The 23,435-nt window shown below is 61.8% G+C and carries 25 protein-coding genes; 11 read left to right on the plus strand and 14 right to left on the minus strand.

All coding sequences use genetic code 11. The features are described 5' to 3' along the window. The first annotated feature begins 65 nt into the window (after positions 1 to 65). The 7 genes from pqqA to V8U06_RS19555 all read left to right on the plus strand — a co-directional run bounded on the left by pqqA (position 66) and on the right by V8U06_RS19555 (position 4,433). Positions 66 to 167: a pyrroloquinoline quinone precursor peptide PqqA gene (gene pqqA, locus V8U06_RS19525; protein ID WP_069063320.1), complete on the plus strand. Its 102-nt coding sequence runs from the start codon at positions 66 to 68 to the stop codon at positions 165 to 167. Beyond that, positions 139 to 1,062 carry a pyrroloquinoline quinone biosynthesis protein PqqB gene (pqqB, locus tag V8U06_RS19530; protein WP_427142105.1) on the plus strand — a complete coding sequence of 308 codons (924 nt, stop codon included), beginning with the start codon at positions 139 to 141 and terminating at the stop codon, positions 1,060 to 1,062. Before pqqA ends, pqqB begins: the two co-directional genes overlap by 29 nt. Continuing rightward, on the plus strand, positions 1,059 to 1,829 hold the full coding sequence (pqqC, locus tag V8U06_RS19535; protein WP_427142106.1) for a pyrroloquinoline-quinone synthase PqqC: 771 nt from the start codon (positions 1,059 to 1,061) through the stop codon (positions 1,827 to 1,829). The genes pqqB and pqqC overlap by 4 nt, the downstream gene beginning before the upstream one ends. Next, entirely contained in the window at positions 1,826 to 2,098 is a 273-nt protein-coding gene (gene pqqD, locus V8U06_RS19540) for a pyrroloquinoline quinone biosynthesis peptide chaperone PqqD (protein ID WP_427142107.1), read from the plus strand. Before pqqC ends, pqqD begins: the two co-directional genes overlap by 4 nt. Continuing rightward, positions 2,095 to 3,186 carry a pyrroloquinoline quinone biosynthesis protein PqqE gene (gene pqqE / locus V8U06_RS19545; RefSeq protein ID WP_427142108.1) on the plus strand — a complete coding sequence of 364 codons (1,092 nt, stop codon included), beginning with the start codon at positions 2,095 to 2,097 and terminating at the stop codon, positions 3,184 to 3,186. The genes pqqD and pqqE overlap by 4 nt, the downstream gene beginning before the upstream one ends. Positions 3,187 to 3,515: 329 nt before the next feature. After that, on the plus strand, positions 3,516 to 3,896 hold the full coding sequence (locus V8U06_RS19550; RefSeq protein WP_427142109.1) for a hypothetical protein: 381 nt from the start codon (positions 3,516 to 3,518) through the stop codon (positions 3,894 to 3,896). A gap of 123 nt (positions 3,897 to 4,019) precedes the next feature. Continuing rightward, positions 4,020 to 4,433 carry a hypothetical protein gene (locus tag V8U06_RS19555; protein WP_427142110.1) on the plus strand — a complete coding sequence of 138 codons (414 nt, stop codon included), beginning with the start codon at positions 4,020 to 4,022 and terminating at the stop codon, positions 4,431 to 4,433. Between the two features lie 285 nt (positions 4,434 to 4,718). Here the strand turns inward: V8U06_RS19555 and V8U06_RS19560 are convergent, their stop codons facing one another. The 3 genes from V8U06_RS19560 to V8U06_RS19570 all read right to left on the minus strand — a co-directional run bounded on the left by V8U06_RS19560 (position 4,719) and on the right by V8U06_RS19570 (position 6,036). Then, complete coding sequence (locus V8U06_RS19560) at positions 4,719 to 4,967, minus strand: DUF982 domain-containing protein (RefSeq protein ID WP_427142111.1); 249 nt, start codon at positions 4,965 to 4,967, stop codon at positions 4,719 to 4,721. Positions 4,968 to 5,283: 316 nt separating this feature from the next. Next, positions 5,284 to 5,586, minus strand: coding sequence for a DUF982 domain-containing protein (locus tag V8U06_RS19565; protein ID WP_427142126.1), 303 nt, complete (start codon positions 5,584 to 5,586; stop codon positions 5,284 to 5,286). Positions 5,587 to 5,790: 204 nt separating this feature from the next. Next, positions 5,791 to 6,036 carry a hypothetical protein gene (locus V8U06_RS19570; protein WP_427142112.1) on the minus strand — a complete coding sequence of 82 codons (246 nt, stop codon included), beginning with the start codon at positions 6,034 to 6,036 and terminating at the stop codon, positions 5,791 to 5,793. Positions 6,037 to 7,196: 1,160 nt separating this feature from the next. On the opposite strand from V8U06_RS19570, the gene V8U06_RS19575 reads away from it, so the two are divergent. Next, positions 7,197 to 7,388 carry a DUF6894 family protein gene (locus V8U06_RS19575; protein ID WP_427142127.1) on the plus strand — a complete coding sequence of 64 codons (192 nt, stop codon included), beginning with the start codon at positions 7,197 to 7,199 and terminating at the stop codon, positions 7,386 to 7,388. A gap of 776 nt (positions 7,389 to 8,164) precedes the next feature. Here V8U06_RS19575 and sigJ read toward each other — a convergent pair. Then, positions 8,165 to 9,037: an RNA polymerase sigma factor SigJ gene (gene sigJ, locus V8U06_RS19580; protein ID WP_427142113.1), complete on the minus strand. Its 873-nt coding sequence runs from the start codon at positions 9,035 to 9,037 to the stop codon at positions 8,165 to 8,167. A gap of 173 nt (positions 9,038 to 9,210) precedes the next feature. Here sigJ and V8U06_RS19585 point away from each other — a divergent pair, with 173 nt between their 5' ends. After that, entirely contained in the window at positions 9,211 to 9,654 is a 444-nt protein-coding gene (locus tag V8U06_RS19585) for a carboxymuconolactone decarboxylase family protein (protein WP_427142114.1), read from the plus strand. Between the two features lie 139 nt (positions 9,655 to 9,793). On the opposite strand, the gene V8U06_RS19590 is transcribed toward V8U06_RS19585, so the two are convergent. Genes V8U06_RS19590 through V8U06_RS19600 form a run of 3 tightly spaced genes read right to left on the minus strand, consistent with a single transcriptional unit; the run spans position 9,794 to position 12,619 of the window. Then, positions 9,794 to 10,783, minus strand: coding sequence for a zinc-binding dehydrogenase (locus V8U06_RS19590; RefSeq protein ID WP_427142115.1), 990 nt, complete (start codon positions 10,781 to 10,783; stop codon positions 9,794 to 9,796). 13 nt (positions 10,784 to 10,796) lie between these two features. Beyond that, entirely contained in the window at positions 10,797 to 11,492 is a 696-nt protein-coding gene (locus tag V8U06_RS19595; RefSeq protein ID WP_427142116.1) for an SDR family NAD(P)-dependent oxidoreductase, read from the minus strand. Further along, positions 11,489 to 12,619 carry a glycerol dehydrogenase gene (locus tag V8U06_RS19600; RefSeq protein ID WP_427142117.1) on the minus strand — a complete coding sequence of 377 codons (1,131 nt, stop codon included), beginning with the start codon at positions 12,617 to 12,619 and terminating at the stop codon, positions 11,489 to 11,491. The genes V8U06_RS19595 and V8U06_RS19600 overlap by 4 nt, the downstream gene beginning before the upstream one ends. Positions 12,620 to 12,705: 86 nt before the next feature. On the opposite strand from V8U06_RS19600, the gene V8U06_RS19605 reads away from it, so the two are divergent. After that, positions 12,706 to 13,512: a shikimate dehydrogenase family protein gene (locus V8U06_RS19605; protein ID WP_427142118.1), complete on the plus strand. Its 807-nt coding sequence runs from the start codon at positions 12,706 to 12,708 to the stop codon at positions 13,510 to 13,512. A 16-nt stretch (positions 13,513 to 13,528) separates the two neighbouring features. On the opposite strand, the gene V8U06_RS19610 is transcribed toward V8U06_RS19605, so the two are convergent. From V8U06_RS19610 to V8U06_RS19630, 5 genes are all read right to left on the minus strand, one after another. Then, the gene (locus tag V8U06_RS19610) at positions 13,529 to 14,515 is read right to left on the minus strand and encodes an ABC transporter permease (protein WP_427142119.1); all 987 of its coding nucleotides are present in this window, start codon (positions 14,513 to 14,515) and stop codon (positions 13,529 to 13,531) included. Between the two features lie 5 nt (positions 14,516 to 14,520). Next, positions 14,521 to 16,008 carry a sugar ABC transporter ATP-binding protein gene (locus tag V8U06_RS19615; protein WP_245507853.1) on the minus strand — a complete coding sequence of 496 codons (1,488 nt, stop codon included), beginning with the start codon at positions 16,006 to 16,008 and terminating at the stop codon, positions 14,521 to 14,523. Between the two features lie 58 nt (positions 16,009 to 16,066). Next, positions 16,067 to 17,305 carry a sugar ABC transporter substrate-binding protein gene (locus V8U06_RS19620; RefSeq protein ID WP_133036504.1) on the minus strand — a complete coding sequence of 413 codons (1,239 nt, stop codon included), beginning with the start codon at positions 17,303 to 17,305 and terminating at the stop codon, positions 16,067 to 16,069. Positions 17,306 to 17,413: 108 nt separating this feature from the next. Continuing rightward, positions 17,414 to 18,403 (minus strand): transketolase family protein, encoded by a 990-nt coding sequence (locus V8U06_RS19625; protein WP_427142120.1) that lies wholly within the window; start codon positions 18,401 to 18,403, stop codon positions 17,414 to 17,416. A gap of 1 nt (position 18,404) precedes the next feature. Then, a complete protein-coding gene (locus V8U06_RS19630; protein ID WP_427142121.1) occupies positions 18,405 to 19,268 on the minus strand; it encodes a transketolase in 864 nt (287 codons plus the stop codon). A 107-nt stretch (positions 19,269 to 19,375) separates the two neighbouring features. Here V8U06_RS19630 and V8U06_RS19635 point away from each other — a divergent pair, with 107 nt between their 5' ends. Then, a complete protein-coding gene (locus tag V8U06_RS19635; RefSeq protein ID WP_427142122.1) occupies positions 19,376 to 20,872 on the plus strand; it encodes an aldehyde dehydrogenase in 1,497 nt (498 codons plus the stop codon). 145 nt (positions 20,873 to 21,017) lie between these two features. Here V8U06_RS19635 and V8U06_RS19640 read toward each other — a convergent pair whose 3' ends face one another. Both V8U06_RS19640 and V8U06_RS19645 read right to left on the minus strand, forming a co-directional pair. Next, positions 21,018 to 21,689 carry a GntR family transcriptional regulator gene (locus V8U06_RS19640; protein ID WP_427142123.1) on the minus strand — a complete coding sequence of 224 codons (672 nt, stop codon included), beginning with the start codon at positions 21,687 to 21,689 and terminating at the stop codon, positions 21,018 to 21,020. Positions 21,690 to 21,715: 26 nt separating this feature from the next. Beyond that, the gene (locus V8U06_RS19645) at positions 21,716 to 23,320 is read right to left on the minus strand and encodes a GMC family oxidoreductase (RefSeq protein WP_427142128.1); all 1,605 of its coding nucleotides are present in this window, start codon (positions 23,318 to 23,320) and stop codon (positions 21,716 to 21,718) included. Positions 23,321 to 23,435: the final 115 nt, after the last annotated feature.

Consider the following 23,435-nt stretch of genomic DNA (forward strand, 5'->3'; position numbering starts at 1 on the left):
TGAAGCGGGCCTGAGGAAGCGCAACCTGCTGCGGTGGCTGTTCCACAAACCTGGAGGAGAATTTCATGGCTTGGAAGAAACCCGTCATCAAGGACATCGCCTGCGGCATGGAAATCAACATGTACGGCCCGTCGGAAGATGACCCGCGTCCGGACCACCCGTTCTGAGGCAACGGTGCGTATCATCGTGCTCGGGGCAGGCGCCGGTGGTGGCCTGCCCCAGTGGAATTGCGGCTGTGTCCAGTGCGCGGCCGCACGCACGGGCGCGATCGCGCCCATGACGCAAAGTACGCTCGCGGTCAGCGTGGACGGTCGAAACTGGGCCTTGCTCAATGCATCGCCTGATTTGCGCCACCAGCTTGCCGCCTCGCCCGCCCTCCATCCGACCGGTCTTCGCGACAGTCCGATCAAGGCGGTTGTGCTGACCAACGGCGATGTCGACCATATCGCGGGGCTCCTGACCTTGCGCGAGAAGACGGGTTTTACCCTTTTCGCGACGGAAGCGACCCATCAGATCCTGTCGCAGAACACGGTCTTCGGTGTCCTGGACCCCACGTTCGTGCGACGCGAAACGATCGCTCTCGACACTGATTTCTGTCCGCTTCCGGGCCTGACCGTCGCCGCTTATGCCGTTCCGGGCAAAATACCACTCTATCTCGAAGGCGAGGCGCCCGACGTGACGATGATGGGTGAGCAGACAATCGGACTGCGGCTGCGGTCCGGCGATCGCGAGGTGCATTATGTGCCCGGTTGCGCAGCCCTGCCCGACTGGCTTGTGAGCCTCCTGGAACCGGCCGATGCGGTGCTGTTTGACGGTACGATCTGGCGCAATGACGAAATGCCGCGTTCCGGCACCGGCACGAAGACAGGAGCCCGCATGGGGCATCTGGCCATGGGCGGTCCCGACGGCTCGCTCGCGAGACTGCGGTCGCTGCGCGGGCGTCGCATCTACACCCATGTCAACAATACGAATTCGGCCTTGATGCCGGATAGCGCCGCCCGCGCGGCCGTCACCGCGGCGGGGTGGGAGATTGCTCGGGACGGCATGGAGATCGCGCTATGAATTCGATCGTGAACCACAACGAACTGCCGTTGAGCCGCGCTGAATTCGAGGCGCGGCTACGCCAGGTCGGAGTCGAACGCTATCACGACAAACATCGCTTCCATGATCGGCTGCACAGCGGCGGCTGCACGATGGATGAGGTGCAGGCCTGGGTCATCAATCGATGGCAGTATCAGTGCTCCATCCCGATGAAGGACGCCGCTTTCCTGTCGCGCTGCCATGACCCGGATCTGCGGCGCGTCTGGCGCTCGCGTATCGAAGACCACGACGGCGGCGTCGAAGACGGCGGCGGCATCCGGCGATGGTTGCGGCTCGCCGAAGGTGTCGGCCTCGACCCGGCCTATGTCGCCTCCGGCCGCGGCGTCATGCCGGCGACTCGCTTCATCGTGGACGCCTATATCCGCTTCGTGCGCGACGAGCCGCTCGTCGCCGCCATGGCGAGTTCCCTGACGGAAATGTTTGCCCCCGCCATTCACACCCGCCGGATCGACGGTCTTCTCGAGCATTATGATTTCGCGGACCGTGAGACGATCGCCTATTTCCGCCATAGGCTGACAGAGGCGCCGAAGGATGTGCGGTTCACGCTCGACTGGGTTCTCAACCACGCCGTCACCCGAACCGACCAGGAAGCGGCGATCGCAGCGCTGACATTCAAGACGGATGTGCTTTGGGCACAGCTCGACGCGCTGTGGAGCGCCTATGTCGACGGACATGTGCCGCCTGGCGCCTGGAAGCCCGGCGAGGCACAACTGGCGGCACGGCCATGACCGACGATCCCGTCCCCTGCCTTCCGCGAGGAACGCGCCTGCATCATGACCGCGTCCGCGACACGATGGTGCTTCTCGTTCCGGAACGGGCGCTGCTGCTCGACGAGACCGGCAACGCCATCCTTCGCGAGATCGACGGTCGGTCCACGGTGAACACGATTGCCGCCCGGCTCGCCGAACGCTACGGCGCACCCGAGGCGGCGGTTATGTCGGACGTCCGCGATTTTCTGGGCGGCCTCGTGGCGCAAAGACTGGTGGATTATCGATGACGGAGCGACCTGCCCTACCCATCGCCCTACTTGCGGAACTGACGCACCGTTGTCCGCTGTCCTGCTCGTACTGCTCCAACCCGCTTGAGCTGACCGCACGCGAGAAGGAATTGCCGACCGAAATCTGGGCGGATGTCTTCCGGCAGGCGGCGGACCTTGGCGTCCTGCAATTGCACCTTTCCGGCGGAGAACCGGCGTCGCGTCGGGACCTCGAGACGCTTGTGGCGGTAGCGCGCGATACGGGTCTTTACGTCAATCTCATCACGTCGGGCATCGGGCTGTCCCCCTCTCGCCTCGATGCCCTGGAAACGGCAGGCCTCGATCATGTGCAACTTTCGCTGCAGGCGACGCGTGCCGAAAAGGCCGACTGGATCGGTGGCTACAAGGGTGGCTTCGCCCGCAAACTCGCCTTTGCCGATGAGGTTCACCGGCGCGGTCTTCCGCTCACCATCAATGCGGTCATGCACCGGCACACGATCGACGATATCGACGCGGCGATTGAATTCGCCGCAAGCCTCGGCGCCCGGCGCATCGAGGTCGCCTGCGTGCAGTTCTACGGCTGGGCGCTGGCAAACCGGTCGGGGCTGCTGCCCTCCCGCGACCAGGTTCTCCGTGCGAAGGAAGCAGTGCTCGCGGCGCGGCGTGCCTATGCCGGCCGGATGACGATCGACTTCGTACCGCCCGACTATTATGCGGACTATCCCAAGGCATGCATGGGCGGCTGGGGCACGACCGGCATCAATATCGCCCCGGACGGAACGGTTCTGCCCTGTCATGCCGCCGCGACGATCCCCGGCCTCGCTTTCGACCGGGTGACGGAGAAACCTCTCTCGGCCATCTGGTATGACGGATCCGCCTTCAACGCGTTTCGCGGCTACGCCTGGATGAAGGAACCGTGCCGCAGTTGCGCCCGCCGTGACAAGGATCATGGCGGGTGCCGCTGCCAGGCCCTGGCCCTTGCCGCCGATGCCACGGCGGCCGATCCGGTTTGCCGCCACGCGCCCGGTCGTCCCATCATCGATGACATCCTCGCCCAAGAGACGACTTTCGAAACTGGGCTGCTCTACCGTAATAGCAAAGCCATGTAACTGCATGGTTTTCTGGCGGTATCGCTACTGATTGCGAACAAAAAAGTATAATGCACAATCTAGAAATTCGTGGCCGGCACATCGCCATCACGGGTACTGCATTCACGACACTATAACAGCGAAAACGTCATACAGCTCTTTCGCTAACGAAGCGCTATCGGTGGCTGTTTCGATTGCTGCGAGCATTTTTCATGGTGCTCTGAAGCGTTTCAATTCTCACAACTCGAGTGCTCAGCCACGCTCACCGGCTTGGCTGTTTTCGTCAGCGTTCTACACCCTTGACATATACAGCAGCTAATTCAACATTAAGTTTTAGAAGGGAGACAACTATGCGGAAATTGCTACTTCCAGCATTTCTTTGTGTTGGCTTAATCGCCCCCGTAGCGATAGCGGCGGGCAAGGATATGAAAGAAGCAGAGTTGAAGAGCCTTCTTGGAGGCGGAAAGGAAATACAACTCGGTGGAGAAGGCCTAGGGTATAAAGGGACCCTCAGTCTGACCGCTGAAGGCACCGCTGTCGGATCAGCCCAGCCAGACAGTGGCGATAAGATCGATATCAAGGGGAAGTGGCGGATCAAGGGCAATAAGTTCTGCCGCACTTGGGAAGGTTTGGATAAGGGGAAGGAAGTCTGCGAAACGTGGCGTTCGATCGCCCCCAACAAAGTTGAGGTTTACGTTGGGAAAGAGATGACCGGCGTAAATTCGTGGTGATTTGCGGCCACTGGCCCCAAGTAAAGATCGTAAGCCCGCCGTCTTGGCGGGCTTTTCGCTGGATACCTATAGATTTACTTAACTCGGAAGCGCGCGGAAACCGCCATCGGGTATTCTACTCGCATGAGCAACTTCACCTACCTCGTCATCGGCGCATCGATCGCCAGCTCCCTTACAACTGGCGGGTATGCTTTGGTGCCGCGTGAGTTCTACGATCCTGCGTGTGACATCAAGGGGAACATCTCGTACAACGGCGGGCAAAAAATCTACCAGACACCTGGTCAGCACTATTCTGACGACACCCGCATACCCTATCCAAGGGCGAACGTTGGTTCTGTAGTGAGGCGGACGCTCGGGCTTCAGGCTGGCGGCGGCCGGATATTGAACTCCCAGGATGACCTTAGCGAGCCCTTCAACCCAGCCCAACCCAGTTTTGATCGCCGCCCATTTGCCCAAAGTGGCAAGGAGGCTAACGCGGCCGCAACCACGGTGAGCCAGTGTGCTGCGGAAGGGAGAACGAGAGCGATGCGGTCGTAGCGCTGGATGTAGTTCGCCTTCGTTCGCGTGCTGTCCTCTCAGTGGATGGGGTTACATCGTCACCATCAGCACGGCGTGCATTCCCGCTTTATAGTGCCCTTTATGTTGTAGAGCAGGAAATAGAAACGAGGGGCAAGTTTTGCCCTCAGCTGCCCGTTCGCGCCGGGTATCAGGTCCGCTTCGCCGAGACCTTTCAACTGCTTCTCAGCCTCCCGATGTTCCGAGGCGATCACATCGTCCGTCTGGTCGGCCGCCCGTCGTAAACTGCGAGGCGGCATGTCAGGCTTATGCAACAACTGCAACATTTGCCTCGCGAGCTGCCGCAAGGAATGCCAGCCGCGCACGCGATGGAGAACATTTGCCCTCCATGGCTTGAGTGCAGAAGACAAGCGCGCGCTGAAAGGCTCGGCCATAGGTCACTGGCCATTTTTCCGCCAGGACAAACATGGCGTTTCGGACGTCTTTGATCTCCATCACACGGCGCATACCTGGAAGTAGAATGGCGAGAGCACGATCCCAAGTTACAGAAAGCATTTGGTATTTCCCTGTCAAATCGGGACCATGAATGCAGATTGTGTGCGGGTTGTTCCGTGTCAGTCCAATGAAAATTGTATGAGGAGCGCGGCATGACAGAGGCCCATGTTCTCGACGAGAAACTTGCCAAATGCGGATCAAGTAAGACGTGAGCCTCGCCGTTTATGAGCTGGAGCATAACAAGCTAGACATTATCACCCGCCTTCGCGACCGGTGCGCCGGCTAACTTGCAACGCTTGAGACACGCGGCAGCGGGATATCGGTGGCTGTTCGCAAGAGAGGCTGCGTCGGCAGCCTCTCCCGTCTGCAATAACTCCTATGCGGACAGGCGACCGCCGCCGGAGCGCGACCGGATCATCCACGGCATGACGCCGGGAGATTTCACGAGAATACCCTTCTTCTCTCCAAAAGAGCGAATGGCATTGCGTCCGGTCTTTAAGGGTTTATGGCCGTCAAAGGCCATGTAGCAGGTCTTCAATGCCGCGTCGTGAACGATGTCACGATCTCTTTCAGGCCATTCTTCCAGAAAATCGATGGCGTCTTCCAGGCACGTTATCTCTCGGATCAGTTCCCTGCGTTCCCTCAGATATACGGGTCTATCAAATACCGTCGAGTTCATCTCTACCTCACTGAAAACGTTGGTGATCAACAAGGGTGGCGTCGGGATCGAGCGCCGACCGAGGATGTATTTTCGCGGGTCTTCGGTTTCAAGATCAATCTCAATTGCGCCGGCGAAAAACATGGCGAGATGGCGCCGTGAGCCAATGGAGCCCCCTCCAGACCTCAATTCCCGTGGACTGCGTGTTGCCGAATAACCGCTCACCTAGCTCACTGTGATCGCCCCAATGGACACAAGGGCGGTAACGTCGAGGTCGAACCGTTCTGCAACCTTTGACATCCTCTCAGGGACCGGCTCGACTATATGCAGAAAAAAGGAATGTTTCCGGCGATGCTGTCGCTCAATCTCGGTTTCCGAAATCCTCTGCCCCACGTAGATTCCGCCATCGACGTTGTGTCCCTCGACCAGAACAGAATGCTTCACCGTGAATTTCACTGGGGTGATGGTCATTCGTTTCCTCCATTTGGTAGCACTTTGGCACGGACCTGGCGGAAGCAAAACTCGATTACGACCGCTATTGCACGACCTGTGCTATAGGGCTCCTTCAGAATCCAACAGACATAGGGTTGCGCTCTGGCGGAAGTGGAAGGGGTTGGGCGCAGTATATTCGCAAAGCGGCGGCTGTGTGCTGCCGATGTCCAACTATCATCGTCGCATTTTCAAAGTCATTGAGAGGAACTGCTAACATCGGTGGTCAGGCAATCCTGCTGGCCTCCGCCGCCCTTGATCGCGGTCAAACGGAAGAGGTGATCGCGCGGCTTAGGTGTGACCGCGACGAGGGCTACAAGGAGGAGCCACGAGGTGGCGGGAACCGCTGCCCTTCTCAAACTTTCTCAGCGTGGATGGAAAATCGAAGATTTAGACGTTGAAGCGACAGATCCGTCGGCGCTTTGAAAGCACGCGCGTCTCGATGAGCATTCGCGGATTCCGGCTGGGGCAGATCTCGCGTGAGCCTACATCTCCAGCATAGGCACGTAGCCCCTCGTCAAATGCTGGCCACGTTCTGGCCTGTAACGCGGTTATCAAAAATCCATGCACCAGTTCGCTGCAGAAACACCCATTGAAGCGTTGATCGCTTTGATGCCCGTCGGCATCAACCGGCACTAGCGACGGAAGGAAGCGAGACAGATCGCCGCTTGAAACACCTTGCGCACCATACACACACACACACACACGAGATCTCGACGCCATCGCGGCGTCCGATCAACTTTAACGGGCAAGCACAAGATTGTAAAAAAAGGGCGCGGAAACACGACAAACCGCGCCCAAGCCTAAAGACCCCGGATGCGCTTCGCATCCTGACACCGTCGCCGGTGCTATGAACCTAATCGATCATTTTAGGGTTTGTTCCTAACTTTAGGGGCGACTAATCCACCACCATCCGAACGCGATGGCGGAGAACCAAAGCCCTGCCAATAGCACATATGTCGAGAAAAACTGAACATCGCTGATCATGCATATAGCGTCTCACGACCATATTGCATTTTGAAGACGGACCAAGGTCCGATGCCCTGCCTTGACCTTAAGATCGGAACATTACTTACGCTCTCCAATTTTGGCGCCATGCCGCGCTTTTTCTTCCATCTTCACGACGGCGAGAGACACACGATATCGACCTTGATGGGCTGGAGTTTTCGTCTTTGGAACATGCCGTTTCGGACGCGCGACAAGCAACGCGAGAAGGGCTTGCGGAACGGCTGCTCGCGAATGAACCAATTGACGGACAAAGGTTTGAGATCGCTGACGCGACCGGTGAGGTCGTTGAAATCGTGACGGCCAAGTCCGTGCTTAACTTTTGCTGAGCGTCAAAAATTTCGACAGAAAAAAAGGGCGCGACCCGCTCCAGCAAATCGCGCCCAAATCGTCCGAAGTCGTCGGAGCAAACGCCGAACGATAACCCCAGCGCATAAGTCGTACTATTGAAATCTCAATGCACCCTGCTTTTTCCAGAAAATATGAGGACTGTATGTAGATCGAAGCCCGTTAGAACGCGCCCATTGCGCCCAATGCACTTTGCCTTTGCCCCTGCGCACTTACACCGCCTCGACAGCCAGCTTCAGGCAGCAGGCGGTGCCGCCATCGACGTCGCCGCCCACACCGCCGTTATCGCCCTCGTGACGTCAGGCGTTGTCGCATTCGACAACGGGGACTATCCGCGCGGTCTTGCGCTTGTGGGACGCCGCCGCAGAGCAATTTAGGACGCTCGCCTTCATCAACGATCGAAATTGGACCGATATGATGGCTTGATCGGTTCCCAACAGGCAAACCTCGGAAGCTCTGGGAGGGCGAAAGACGCTCACGTAAGCTGCCCGTAATCTCACCGAGAACAACCTGAGGCAACACTGCCTTTTCAGTACTAGGGTCCTTAGCGAGGTATTAACGTACGGTGCCATGCGCTCGGCTTTTCCGAAGTCAATCTCTGCCAACCTGCTGCGGAAATAACGACGTCCCTTTCGGCTTCTCACTCATGAGGGTCTGCGCCGCATTGCCCGCGTGAACGCCTTCACGGAGTTCGCAGCTCAGGCCCCCGCGAACATTTGCCCGCTTCCTGGGAGACCAGCGCTTGGAACACATCTCGTCAAAGAAGCTCAGGTAGGGCCGCAGGGCCGAGCTTGTCGGGGTTGAGGACGCGCATTATGGAAAGGATATGCGTACCATCCGTCTCGAATGATGTCACCGCATAGATGCGGCCGCCGATCTTCCCGAGGGCACCGGCTCGTCCATTGACATACCCCACATCGATAGAAAACGTCCGCGGCAGCTTCCCCAGGACGCCTGTTTCCATGCGAGCAATTCGCTGCGCGCCGATGACAGGGCGAAGGGCGGCCCAGGTCTTGCCGCCACCGTCGCTAACAAACACCGCGTCATGGCTGAGCAGTTCCGCAATGCGATCGGCATCCCGCTCCTGAACGGCCAGGACATACTGTTCCACGAGCCGCTGATGCGCCACGGCAGGCACGTCGAAGCGGCGCTTGTCGGATCCGATACGCGTGCGTGCCCGGTGCACGAGCTGCCGGACAGCAGCTTCATTCTTGCCAAGCGCGGCCGCAATATCAGGATACTCGCAGTCGAAGACGTCATGCATGAGGAAGCCGACGCGCTCCTCCGCCGACAACCTTTGCAAAACGACAAGAAGGGCCATCGAAAGGTCTGATGCGAGTTCGATGGTATGGTCTGGAGACGGCTCCAAAGCGATCAAAGGCTCCGGCAGCCAAGGACCGACATAGGCATCGCGCTCCGCCTGAAGGACACGCAGTCGGTCAACGCACAGTCGCGACAGCACGGTCACGAGCCAGCCTTCCATCGACCGGATGTCGGCAGGCCGCTTATGATGCCAGCGCAAAAAAGCCTCCTGCACCACGTCTTCCGCCTCCTGCCTGGAACCAATCATACGGTAGGCGAGGCCGAACAAGCGCGGTCTCAGCCTTTCCAGTTCATGAGCATTTTCCATCAGGCATTCACCTTTGAAACAGCAATCCGGATATGCAGACGGCTGACTGTGGCGTTCTGTGACAACGCTCGAGACATTTTTCCGGTGTCACAATCGCACCGGGCTTCCCGTCTTTGCCGTGTGACAGCTCTTGGACGGAGAGAGTCACGTTCCCAAAACAAGAAGGACGAACCATGGAAGCCAGATTGAATTTCTATTCCCAAGCCCCGGAGCTGATGAAGGCGCTGGTAGCGGTGAAGACAGCGATCGATGAAAGTGGCCCTGATAAGGGGCTGATGCACCTCGTCAACCTGCGGACTTCGCAAATCAACGGTTGCTCCTACTGCGTCGACATGCACTCCCGCGAGGCGCGCGAAACCGGGGAAACCGAGCAGCGCGTCTATCTCGTGTCGGCCTGGAAGGAATCCCCGCTCTACTCGCCCTCCGAACGCGCCGCCTTGGCATGGGCCGAGCAGGTGACGCTCATCGCGAGCGGTGGCGTGTCGAACATCCTCTACGAGCAGGCCTTGGAGCATTTCAACAAAAGCGAGCTCACAAAACTTACCATCGCTATCGGCCTGATGAACATCTTCAATAGGCTTTGCATCGCCTTTCACGCAATCCATCCGGTGAAATGACCAAGACAGATTAACAGCGACGCCGTGGTGAAGGCTGTGTCGGCATGCATGGCACGGCCTTCGAGCATAACGAAAGTCCGAAAACTAAGGCGCCCGCGAAAGCCACGACAGCTGACCTTGGTCCTTCATATCTTCCATTTCAGAATTCCTCCATGAGGATGACCCGGTTGCCCGGATTAGGGCCGACTTTCAGGCGGGCAAGCGCTTCCGGCAGCGCCTCGAATGCGGCAACTTCGACGATTTGGGGATCGAAGCGGCCTTCGGCGATATCTTTGGCGATGGCGGCCCCGGCAGCGACGAGATTGCCCCATTGCCGGTCGTCCGCATGGTTGTGCATGGCGTTGAGGCCGACCTCGTGCAGGGAGATCGTGGTGGTGAAGGCCGGCAACGGGGCCTGTTCCTGCCGGTCCTGGATGCAGACGAGATGACCGTTTGCCGTCAGAAGCGGTGCAAGCGAAGTGGCGTGTGCGCCGCTCACCATATCGAAGACCGCCTGCAGTGGCTGGACACGCGTCTTTTCCCGGATTTCCTCGCGCCAGGCCGGATGGTGATAATCCGTCACGGTCGCTGCACCAAGGCGCAGCACCCTTTCCGCCTGCGCCGCGGATGAGACGGCATGGACGATCCAGCCGCGGGCACGGGCAAGCTGCAACAGCGCGCCGCCGACGGCACCGGAGGCTCCCGTCACCAGCACATGCGTGCCGGGGCCGAGCGGAACCTTGGAGGTCGCCTGGAAGGCCGTCAGCACCGGGCACGGGATGGTGGCGGCGGCGGCAAAGGGCAGCGTAGCCGGTAGCGGGATCAGCGCTCGCGCCGGCACGACCGTATATTCGGCAAAGGAACCGGGCCGCACGAGATCGTTGTGATAGGCGACCCGGGCACCGCGGGCGATATGCTGCACGCCCTCGCCCAGCGCTTCCACCTCGCCAGCGCCGTCGACGCCCGGAATGTGCGGCCATTCCCAGGCGGGGTGACCCCATTCGATGAATTTCCAATCGACGGGATTGAGACCGATGGCGCGGTTGTGCACCAGCGCCTCGCCCCTGCCCGGCTTTGGCCGCGGCCGCTCTTCCAGCCGCAGGACGCCAGGTGCGCCGGTTTCGTGATGGACCCAAGCTTTCATCGTCATTGTCATTCTCCTTTCAGGAAACGGAATATCCGCCGTCGATCGGCAGCATGGTGCCCGTGACATAGGCTGCATCGGGCGACAGCAGGAAGCGGATGACCGAGGCGACCTCGGACGGTTGCGCCCAGCGCCCCATCGGAATGCGGCCGTTGATACGCGCGGCGCGTTCGCTGTCCGATCGCGCCCGCGCCGACATGCGCGTTTCCACCCAGCCCGGCGCCACGGAATTCACCCGGACCCCTTTCGGAGCCCAGGCAACGGCCATCGACCGGGTGAGCGCCGCCACCGCGCCCTTGCTCGCCGTATAGGCCGGCGCACCGGCGGAGCCGAAGATCGCCCACATCGAGGCGAGCATGACGATCGCGCCACCCGCCATTTCCAGCCGCGGCAGAAGGGCATTGGCGAGCGCGAAGCCGGCGCTGACATTGACCTGCATCACCGCGTCGAAATCGGCGACCTGCCATTCCCGCTCATGACGCAGAATGCCCGCGCAATGGACAAAGCCGTGCAGATCCGTCTCACCGGCCAGCGCGGGAAGGATGGCGGCCGGATCGGTGACATCGGCCCGATGAAACCGGATAGCCGCCGGCAGGTCGTCGTCGCAGTCGAGACCGACGGCAATGACCCGCCAGCCCTCCAAGAGAAGGCGTTCGGCCGTGGCGCGGCCGATGCCGGTGCCGCCGCCGGTGATGAGCGCAAGCGGGGCGATCATGCGCCCGCCCTCCGCGCAGGAGCCTTCTCTTCCACACGCAGGATGGCGCTGATCAGGGCGTCAGCATCGAGAGCGAACGGTAGGTTCTTGATGTGCCGCACGGCGAGCGTCGCATCGGCAAGCGCGACGAGTTCGGCGCGTGACGACGCGCCGACCCCCATCTCCTGCAGCGACAGTGGCAGGCCGACAGCCTTGTAAAGGCGCACCACTTCCGGCGGCAGCTCCAACTTCAGCGCCTCGAAATGTACGATCAGCGCCCAGGCAACCTGTATGCCGTGCAGCACGTCGCCACCGCCGGGAAGAAGCGGGATGCCGCGGGTCAGCGCATGGGGCAGTGAAAGGCCGCCACTTTCAAAACCGAGACCCGCCATGAGGATCATCGCCTCCACGGCCGCATCGAAATCCTCAGTGACGGTACCCGTTCCGACGACTGACCAGGCACCGGCGCCGTGCTTGACAAGCGTCTCGTAACAGGTGTTGGCGATTTGATGGGCAAGCCGCGTCGAACGCGCCAGGAACATCGTCCCCCCACCGCTGTTGAAGCAGGCATCCGCTTCGAATTTCTTGGCGAGCGCATCGCCCATTCCGGCGCGGAACAATGCCTTTGGCGCCTTGGAGAGGATGTCGGTATCGACAACGACGAAATCCGGATTGCGCATGAGATGGCGCACTTCGAGCATTCGGTGACCGTCTTCGTAGAGGACAAAATTCTTCGAGGTCGGCGCGTCGTTGGAGGCAACGGTTGGCAGGGTGATAAGAGCGGAGCCGAGGCGTTCGGCCAGCGCCTTGCCGGCATCGATCGCCCGGCCGCCGCCGGCCGCAAGCACCGCCGCGACCGGACCGTCAAGCTGCGCCTGCAATTCCGCGCCGGTGTTCGCGCCGAGATGTCCGGCAAAGGGCAGGATCTGAAGGTCGACGCCAGCAGCTGCGCAGCTTTCCTCCACCTGTCCGGCCAGCATGTCGCGGATCGTGGCGTCGATGACGAGCACCGCGCGCGCACCCAGTGTCGCGGCGCAATCCCCCACCAGTCGCCAGGCGCCCTGCCCCTGGATATAACGCCCCGGTGCGCCGAAGACGGTGACGCGCGTATCGAACATCTCCATGATGGGTTTGTGTTGCAACGGCATTTCGGTTTCCTCCGCGGATTCGCGTTTACATGATATATGATATATTTTAAAGAAGTATCGTTTTCACCCGTGAGGAGGCTCCATCAATGGATCGACGCATTACCGGCACGACGCACGTCGTCGTGCATCTCGCCTACCCATCCCATCACCTGCGCACGCCGACCTATTTCAACGCTTACTGCGCCGAGCACGGCCACGACGCCGTGCTCGTGCCTTGGCAGGTCGCGCCGGAAAATCTTGCGGCCGCCTTCGAGGGGCTGCGCCGGATCGACAGCCTTGCCGGCGTCATCGTCACCATTCCGCACAAGACGAGCGTCGCCGGCCTGTGCGACAGCCTTTCGGACACGGCCGGCTTCCTCGGCGTCGCCAATGTCGCGCGCCGCACCCCAGATGGCCGCTTTCACGGCGAGATGTTCGACGGCGCGGGTTTCGTGCAGGGTCTCGTCCGGGAGGGCCGGAGTATTAACGGCCGGAACGCCCTGCTGCTGGGCGCCGGCGGTGCGGCCACGGGCATCGCCGAGGCGCTGGTGCGGGGTGGCGTTGCCCGTCTCGCCATCGCCAACCGTTCCATGGACAAGGCCGAAGAGCTCGCCGCGCGGCTGCGTAGCGCCTTTGCCGGCCGCGATATCGTCGCGGCTCCCGCCGATGCACGCGGTTTCGACCTCGTCGTCAACGGCACCTCGCTCGGCATGAAGGCCGGCGATCCGCTGCCGGTCGATCCTGAAACGCTGGAACCGGGCGCTCTGGTGGCCGAGGTCGTGATGGAACCCGACGTCACGCCTTTGCTGCGGCTGGCGTCGGAACGGGGATGCGGAACGCATAGGGGCGTGCATATGATCACCGGACAGATCGAGTTGCTGGCAAGGTTTCTGCTGGACGAACCGGGCGCCTGAGCGCCCGGCATTCGCCTCAGGTGCGCTTCGTCTCGCCGCTGATATTCTGCAGCAGCACGGCGAAGACGATGATGACGCCCTTGATGATCTGCTGCGGATAGGCGGGCACCGACAAAAGGTTCATGATGTTGCCGATCAGGCCGAGGATGAGGACGCCGATCATCGTGTTGATCACCGACCCCTTGCCGCCCGAGAGCAAGGCGCCGCCGATGACGCAGGCGGCGATCGCATCGAGTTCCAGACCGAAGCCGGTATTGGCCGTGCCGACCGCCGTGCGTGCGGTCGCCACCACGCCGGCCAGCGCCGAAAGCCCGCCGGCGATGGCATAGACGAGGAATTTGTAGCGCGCGACCGGGATGCCGGCGAGGCGCACCGCGACCTCGTTCGAACCGGTGGCGATGACGAGCCGGCCGAACTTGCTCTGCGCCATGAGGACGACGAACAGCACGATGAAAACGAGCGCGATCAGCACCGGCCAGGGCATGCCGATGCCGGGCAGCGCGCCACTGCCGAAGGCGCGCATCAGATCGGCCGCTCCCGTATCCCGCGGAAAGCGCACCGGCTGCCCGTTCGACATCATGAAGGCGATGCCGCGCGCCACCGTCATCATCGCGAGCGAGGCGATGAACGGCGCCATGCGGAAGAACGCGACGAGCGCACCCGTCACCGCCCCCAGCAGCGCGCCGGCGGCAATGGCCGCTACGATGCCGACGAAGAGACCGACGGCAGCCTGCGACGGCAGATAGGGCAGCAGCATCGCGACCACCATGGCCCCGATGGCCGCCAGCGCCCCGACCGACAGGTCGATGCCGCCGGTCAGGATCACCAGCAGCATGCCGATGGAGACGAGCGCCAGGGGCACGAGCTGGCGCAGCAAGTTCCACAGGTTCTGCGGTGTCAGGAATACATCCGACAACAGCGCGGAGGCGACGACGAGCAGCGCCAGCATCAGGAAGATGTTGTAGCGGATCAAGAAGGTGGCGACACCGGTATTCTTTTGCATGAGGGTCACGCCTCCATTCCCATGGCGAGGTCGATGATGGCTTCCTCGCTGATTTGATGTTTGAGAAGTTCGCCGGCGACCGCGCCCTGGCGCATGACGACGACCCGGTCCGACATGCCGATAACCTCCAGCATGTCGGAGGAGACCATGATCACGGCGGCACCCGCCTCGGCGAGTTCGTTCATCACGCGGTAGATCTCGATCTTGGCGCCGACATCGACGCCGCGCGTCGGCTCGTCAAAGATGAGCACGCGGCACTTGGCGGCGATCCATTTCATGATTGCCACCTTCTGCTGGTTGCCGCCCGAAAGCGTTCCGGCAGAAATGTCGATGCCGGCCGACTTCAGGCGCAGACCCTTGGCGATCTCCTCGACGGCGGCGATCTCTTCGCGGTTGCGGATGAAACCGAAGGCCGAGATGAAGGGATTGGCCGGCGTCATCATGGCATTGATGCGGATTGGCAGGTCGAGCAGCACGCCCTGGTGCTTGCGGTCCTCCGGCAGCATGCCGATGCCGTTGGCGACAGCCTCGCCCGGTGAGGCGTTGACGATCTCGCGACCCGCCAGCCGGATGCGGCCGGACTGGAGGGGATCGGCACCGAAGATGGCGCGCATGGTTTCCGTGCGCCCGGCCCCCACCAGCCCGCTCACGCCGAGAACCTCTCCGGCCCGGACGAAAAAGGAGACGTCACGCACCATCGGCCCGGCATTGAGGCCTTCCACTTCAAGCAAGGCCTCACCCACCGTCGCCTTGCGCGGCGGAAAGAGATCGGACAGTTCCCGGCCGATCATCTGGCGCACGAGGCCCTTCTGGTCGATCGCGTCGATCGGCCAACTGCCGACGGTCTGGCCGTCCTTCAGCACCGTGACCCGGTCGCAGAGCGTAAAAATCTCCTCCAGCCGGTGCGAGATATAGAGAATGCAGACGCCGCGCTCGCGCAGCAGGCGGATGAGGCGGAAGAGTTTTTCCGTTTCATGGCGAGTCAGCACGGCGGTCGGTTCGTCAAACACCAGGATCCGGCTATCGCGCGACAGTGCCTTGCAGATCTCCACCACCTGCTGATAGGCGACCGGCAATTCGCCCGCGGGCTGCATCGGGTCAATGTCTTCGAAACCCATGTCGGAGAGCAGCGCGCGGGTCCGCCGGACCATCTCCGACCACGGGACCCGAATGCCGGGCCGTCCCAGTTCTTCGATCAGCACGTTCTCTGCCACGGAGAGATGGCCGGCAAGAGAGAATTCCTGGTAGATGACGGATATGCCCCTGATAATCGCCTCGTGCGGTGAGGTGATATCGGCGGGCTGACCGTCGAGACGGATCTCACCGGAATCGCGCCGGTAGGCGCCGGCCAGGACCTTCATCAGGGTGGACTTGCCCGCCCCGTTCTCGCCCATCAGGCCATGGACCTCGCCGCCGAACGCTTCGAGGCTTGCGCCCTGCAAAGCCGCGACGCCGCCGAAGGCCTTGTCGATCTGCAACATCGAAAGATGCATCTGCTTCTCCTCCCCGAACGGCATCGCCGGCTCTCCGGCGATGCCCAGGATCAAGCCGTCAGCCGCGGATCTGCGGGATCGTGCGGAAGGGCGGAACCTCGTATTTGAAGAACGGGTTCGACTGGTCGGGATCGATCAGACTGTCGACATTCTCCTCGGTGATGATCTCAGCCGGGAAATAGGAGCCGAGCGGCAGGTTGTTGGCGTCGAAGCCCTTGCGGAAGATCTCGTTGATCAGCACCATCACGCCCTCGCCCGTGGCACGGCCGCTGTTGGCGCCGGTCACGAGAAGGTCGCCGCTCTTGACGAGATCGAGTGCGACGCGGAAACCGTCGGCAGCGCAGGCAACCGGGATCTGGCCCTTCTTGCCGATGTTCTCGATGGCCGTCAGCGCGCCGATACCCATGAAGTCGTTTTCGGCGAGCATCAGGTTGATGCGGTCGCCATGGCCGGCGAGCAGGTCTTCGGCACCCTTCAGGCCGCCCTCTTCCGTCCAGCCGCCCGGCTGGATGCCAACGACCTCGAACTTGCCTTCAGCCCAGTTGAACGAACCCCCGGTCTTCAGGTCCTGGAACAGGTTGAAGCCCTTCAGCATCGCGTCCTCGCGGCTGAGACCGAGATTGAACTGGTTGGAACGCTCGAAGACGATGCCCGAGAGCAGGCCGGTGATGCGGCTTTCGGAGGTCGAATTGCCAAGCGTGCCGATGGTGACACCCGAGACGATCGCCGCGTCCTTGCCGATATGCTTAGCCGCATAGATGCCGGCCTCGAAGCCGTTGCCGAAGGGATTGGCGAGGACCGTCGAGACGAAGGGTCCCGAGGCATCCGGCACCGTGCCGAGTGCGATGACGGGAATGCCGGCATCGACGGCGCGCTGGGCGTCGGTCGCAGCGCCCGCCACGTCGGTCGGGTCGACCACGATCACGTCGACGCCTTTGGTGATGAACGAATCGAAATGCGCCGAGGTCTTGGACGGATCGCCGTCGGCCACCTGGATGTCGATCGTGTAGCCGCCGTATTCGGCGGCCTTGCGCTTGGCCGCTTCGACTACCTCTACGAACCAGGCATTGCCGAGCGTGATCTCGGTCCAGCCGATCACGATGTTCTTCGGGTCCTTCGGCGTCTTCGGCAGCGCCTTGACGATATGGGCGCGGTCGTCCATCTGCGGGTCGATCACGCCCGACAGCGCGGTGTTCGGCATGTGCGAGTAAAGCTCATGCTTTTCGGCGGCGAAAGCCGGACCGGACAGCGCCGTCAACAACAGCGCCGCGGCGGCGAGGTTTCCATAGGTCTTCATCTGCGTCCTCCTCCAGGATGGGCCGGCGACACTCCCGCGCAGGCCCGATTAAAATACATGATATATCTTAAATGCGGACAATCTCCCGCTGCCGACACATGCCCTCCGTCAGCCGATAGCTTTCAGCACCAGTTCCTCGATGCCCTTCGCGTCGAGCTTGTAGTGGGCGTAGAGATGGGTCGGCGGAGCGATCAGCGCGTATTCGTCATGGATGCCGTGACGGATGAGCCGCTTGCCGACGCCTTCGTCCGCCAACACCTCGGCAACGGCCGCCCCGAGACCACCGATGATATTGTGCTCCTCGATGGTCATCAGCAGCTTTGAACGGGCCGCCGCTTCGAGCACCGCATCACGGTCGATCGGCTTGACGGTCGCCATGTCGATGACGCCAACCGAACGGCCGGCGGCATTGAGCCGCTTGGCCACTTGCACGGCGGGGTGCACCGGCAGGCCGCAGGCGATGATCGTCAGTTCCTCGCCGCGCGCATGCTCTATGGCCTTGCCGAAGACGAAGTCGGCCTTGGGATCGTAGAGGTCCGGCTCACGGCCTCGGCCGGTGCGGAAGTAGATCGGCCGGTCGTGATCGATGCTGGCGCGGATCGCCGCCTCGAGCTGCGGGCCGTCGGCCGGCGACACCACAGTCAGGTCGGCGATCGAGCGCATCGTGCCGATGTCCTCGGTGGCGTGATGCGAGGTGCCGTAGAAGCCCATGGAAATGCCGGTGTGGTGGCCGATCAGGCGCACCGGCAGGGCGCAATAGGCAACGTCCATGCGGATCTGCTCGCAGGTGAGCAGACCAAGGAACGAGGCGAAGGTGGCGACATAGGGCATCATGCCGGTCGTCGCGATGCCGGCGGCGGCCGAAACCATGTTCTGCTCGGAAATGCCGAAGCCGACATAGCGGTCCGGGTAGCGCGCCGCGAAACGGTTGAGGCCATTGGAATATTGCAGGTCGGCCGACCCCGCCATGACGGGATGGCCCGCCTCCACCAGCGAGATCAGGCCGTTCGACAGATGGTCGAGGCCAGGATTCTTCTGGTTCAGTTCACGGTAGTGCCAGGAATTCGGAGACTGGGGACGTGCGAGGGCTTGGCTCATGTCAGATCACCTTCGAAAGGATTTCGGCGCGGGCGGCGTCGGCGTCGCTCGGATCGAGATAGCCGAGATGCCAGCCGGGCTCGGTCTCCATGTAGCTCACGCCCTTGCCCTTGAGGGTGCGGGCGATGATGCAGCACGGACGCGTGCGGGCTTCATCTGCCTTCGCCCGGCGCAGCGCCGCCGTCAGTTCGGCGATGTCGTGGCCATCGACGACATGCACCTCCCAGCCGAAGGCACGCCATTTCTCGTCGAGCGGCTCGATGCCCATGACATCGTCCACGGCACCGTCGAGCTGATAGCCATTGCGGTCGACGATCGCGACCAGGCGGTTGAGCTTGTGGTGCGCCGCCCCGATGGCAGCCTCCCAGACCTGGCCTTCCTGCATCTCGCCGTCGCCCAGCATGACGAAGGTGGTGAAGCTGCGGCCCTGCATGCGCCCGGCGAGCGCCATGCCGAGTCCATTCGACAAGGCATGACCAATGGAGCCGGAGGAAAAGTCGACGCCCGGCACCTTGCGCATGTCGGGATGGTCGCCGAGCGGATTGCCGAGGCGGGTATAGCCGTTCAGCACATCCACCGGCAGGTAGCCGAGATCAGCAAGGATCGGGAACAACCCGACGGCCGCATGACCTTTGCCCATCAGGAAGCGGTCGCGGTCGGCCCATTTCGGGTCGTCGCTGAGCCGCATCACATCATAATAGAGCGCGGCGAAAATCTCGGCCGCCGAGAAGACGGACGTGTAATGGCCGACCTTGGCGATCTCGATCAGGCGGATCGTTTCCAGCCGCACGAACTGCGCCCGGTCGCGAAGCCGCGCGATGGTCTCCTCGTCGGGGCGAAAATCATTTCTCAGTGCCGAATTCAATCTGCGTCCTCCCTGCGCTCGCCGCCCAATGGCAGCAACATTCGCTTGTCTGACGGGATTTAACATCATATATCATATATGTCACGCGCAAATTTAGGGAGGAGAGCATGACCCTTCAACTGTCAAAATCCGACATTCTTGGAATCCGCAGCCGCCTTGAAATCAAAGGCCAGGCCTTTATCGACGGCCGCTTCGTCGATGCGGCATCCGGTGAAACCTTCGACAATATCTCGCCGCGCGACGGCCAGGTGATCGCCAAGGTGGCAGCCTGCGACACCGCCGATGTCGACCGTGCGGTCACGGCTGCCCGACGCGCCTTCGAAACCGGCGTCTGGCGCGACCGCTCCCCCAAGGAGCGCAAGAAGGTGCTGCAGCGCTTCGCAGCGCTCTTCGAAAAGCATATGGACGAACTGGCGGTGCTGGAAACGCTCGACATGGGCAAACCGATCAGCGAAAGCCGGACGATCGACGTGAATGTCGTGCTCGACACGCTGCAATGGTACGCCGAGTGCCCCGACAAGCTCTATGACGAGATCGCGCCGACCGGCCCGAACCAGCTTGCCACCATCACCCGCGAGCCGGTGGGCGTCGTCGGGGCCGTCGTGCCGTGGAACTTCCCAATGCTCATGGCGACCTGGAAGCTCGCCCCGGCGCTTGCCATGGGCAACTCCGTTATCCTCAAGCCCGCCGAACAATCGCCGCTCACGGCGATCCGCATGGCGGAACTCGCGGCAGAAGCCGGCATCCCCGACGGCGTCTTCAACGTCGTGCCCGGCTTCGGCCCGACCGCCGGCAAGGCGATGGGCATGCATATGGACATCGACTGCCTGGCCTTCACCGGTTCGGGCGAAGTCGGCAAGCTCTTCCTGCAATATGCCGGCCAGTCGAACATGAAGCGCGTCTATCTGGAATGCGGCGGCAAATCGCCGAACATCATCCTCGACGACGTGCCGGAATTGCGGGCCGCCGCCGAGCGCGCCGCCACCGCGATCTGCTTCAACCAGGGCGAAGTCTGCGTCGCGCCGTCGCGCCTCATCCTGTCCGAGCGCATTCAGGACCAGTTTCTCGATATCGTCGTCGATACCGCCAAGTCGATCCGGCCTGGCGACCCGCTAGATCCCGAAACGAAGCTCGGTGCGCTGGTCGAGGACGGCCACCGCTCGCGTGTCGAAAGCTATATCGCCAAGGGCCGCGAGGAAGGCGCCCGTCTGGTGCTGGGAGGCGAGCGGCCCGATACCGGTCTTGACGGTTATTACGTCAACCCGACGATCTTCGCCGACGTGACGAACTCGATGGCGATCGCTCGGGAGGAGATTTTCGGACCGGTGCTGTCAACCATCACAGTGAAGGATGACGAGGAGGCGGTGCGCATTGCCAACGACACCAACTACGGCCTTGCCGCCGCCGTCTGGACCCGCGACCTCTCGCGTGCCCACAAGATCGCGCGCAAGCTCCGTGCCGGCAGCGTCTGGGTCAATTGCTACGACCACGGCGACGCGACGGTCCCCTTCGGCGGCTACAAACAGTCCGGCAACGGCCGTGACAAGTCGCTGCACGCGCTCGACAAATACACCGAGCTGAAGACGACCTGGATCGAGCTCTGACTTTTTAAGGAAGGCGGCTCCGGCCGCCTTCCCTTTTCAGCCGTGCTGTTCGGGCTGCGCCCGAGCGCTAGAAATCGATTGATACTGGAAGCGTTGAATTTCCGGCCCGGGGCAGACAATGATGTGGAACCGAGCCGGCGGGCGCTCAGCCGGCCCGCTTCTTCTCAAGCCAATCCACCAGCACCTTGCCCCAGGCGATATCCTCCTGCATCGCGGCCTTCGCGGCCGCTGCATCGCGTTTGGTCAGGGCACGCAGGAGATCATAGTGCTTATGCGATCCGCTCGTCAGGTCCCGGACGGGCACAGTTATGTGGAAAGTGCGCAGCAGCGGCCCCATCAGCGTCCACATATTCTCCACCGTGGCGAAGACGAGCGGCATGTCGGCGGCTGCGACAACCGCGAAATGGAATTGCCGGTTGATCAGCGACGCCTCCTGCGGATCCTTGCCGGCGGCGATACGGAACGCTTCCTGCAGGCTTTCGAGATTGGCCAGTTCCTTCGCCGTAATGCGCTCGGCGGCAAGCCCGGCGGCCTCCCCTTCCAAATGATAGCGGATGAACTGGATCTCGCGCAGTTCGGCGGGGGCAAGGTTTCGTACGTGGATCGCCGTCGCTGCCTTCATTTCCAACGCATGTTCGCTCGCGAGGCGAAAGATCGCCTCGCGCACCGGCGTGATCGAAACCCCAAGCTCCTCGGCAAGACTATTGATGCGCAACCGCTCGCCGGGTTCGTAGCGACCATCCATCAGCGTGCCGCGGATTGCCGTATAGACCTGCTCGGAGAGATTGCCCCTGTCCAGTTTGCTCAAGCTCGTCATAGGGCACCTCCATATGCGCCGCCATATCAGGCGTTGCTTGGCGGCAGTGGTTCAATGCCGCGGATCAAGTCCGACGCCTTTTCGCCGATCATAATCGCCGGCGCATTGGTATTGCCCGAAATCAATGTGGGCATGATGGAGTTGTCCACAATTCTGAGGTTCCGCAAACCTCTTACCCGCAATTGTGGGTCGACGACCGCCATATCGTCCGTTCCCATCCGGCATGTTCCAGCCGGATGGTACACGGTCTTGCCCTTTGAGCGAATATAGGACTGCAGGGTCGCCTCGTCCTCTACGCCTGTTCCGGGGAAGGCTTCGGTCTTTTCCACATAGGGCGCGAATGCCGATTGCGAGAGGATGTCGCGCGCCAGCCGGAGGCCCTTGACGGAAAGACGCATGTCCTCGGGGTGGCTGAGATATCGCGGATCGATGATCGGATGGTCGGCCGGATCCGTCGAGCGCAACCGGATCTCACCGCGGCTCAGCGGCCGCAGCACACAGGGATTGATCGTTGCTCCCGCCCGCTTGATCTGCTCCTGATCGCTGTCCAGGAAGACGATCGGCACGAAATGCAGCTGTATGTTCGGCTCGTCCTCCATGTCGTCGACATTGACGAAAGCGCAGGCCTCCGTGACGTTCGACATGACCGGACCGGACTTGAAAAGCAGATATTGCAGACCGTTACGCATCGAACGGAAGAAAGTATCCTCTCCGAAGTAACCGTACCGCCCGGTGCAGTAGCGGATCGCGGGAAACTCCAGGTGATCCTGCAAATTTTGGCCGACGCCCTCAAGGCGGTGATGCACGGCGATGCCGTGGCGCTTCAATTCGCCCTCCGGCCCCACGCCCGAGAGCATCAGGAGCTTGGGCGTCTGCACTGCACCTGCGGAGAGAATGACTTCCTTCTCCGCCCGGATCGTGCGCAGCGCTCCGTCCTGCCGGTATTCCACCCCAACCGCGCGATCGCCCTCGAAAAGGATGCGGGTGACGAAGCAGCCGGTCTGGATGTCGAGATTGCCGCTGGCGAGCGCTGGCCGCAGATAGGCGACGGCTGCACTGCAGCGCCGCGCATTGCGTGTGGTGGTCTGGTTATAGCCGACACCGCGCTGGCGGCGGCCGTTGAAATCGGAGGTGAAGGGAATGCCCGCTTCCTGCGCGCCGCGCACAAAAGCGCGCGTCAATTCGTTGACCTGCCGGAGATCGGAAACGCCGAGCGGGCCATTCGTGCCGTGATAGGCGTCGGAGAAGCGGTCATTGTCCTCGGCGCGGCGGAAATAGGGCAGCACCTCCGAATAGGACCAGCCCGTCGCCCCCTGCGACGACCAAGTGTCATAGTCAATGCGCTGACCACGAATATAGATGGTGGCGTTGACCGATCCGCCGCCGCCGAGAACAGCCCCCTGCGGCATGATCGGCGTACGCCCGCCGAGACCATCCTGCCGCTCGGTCTTGTAGTGATACAGCAGGTTCGAATCGAGCAGCTTCACGAAACCCGCGGGAATATGGATCAGCGGATGACGATCACGCGGCCCCCCTTCGAGAACGGTCACTATGCCCGCATTCGACTTGGCCAGCCTGCCGGCAAGCGCACTGCCGGCCGACCCCCCGCCCACAATTACATAATCCGTCACGACTTTCCTCCCAGCCACGCTTTCCCATTTTGACCAAGCATCTCCGCCCCTCCTCAGGCGATGCCGCCGAGGCAGACATACTTGATCTCGGTGAACTCCTCGATGCCGTACCTGG

The sequence above is a fragment of the Shinella sp. G-2 genome (assembly GCF_050172695.1).
Lineage (GTDB): Bacteria > Pseudomonadota > Alphaproteobacteria > Rhizobiales > Rhizobiaceae > Shinella.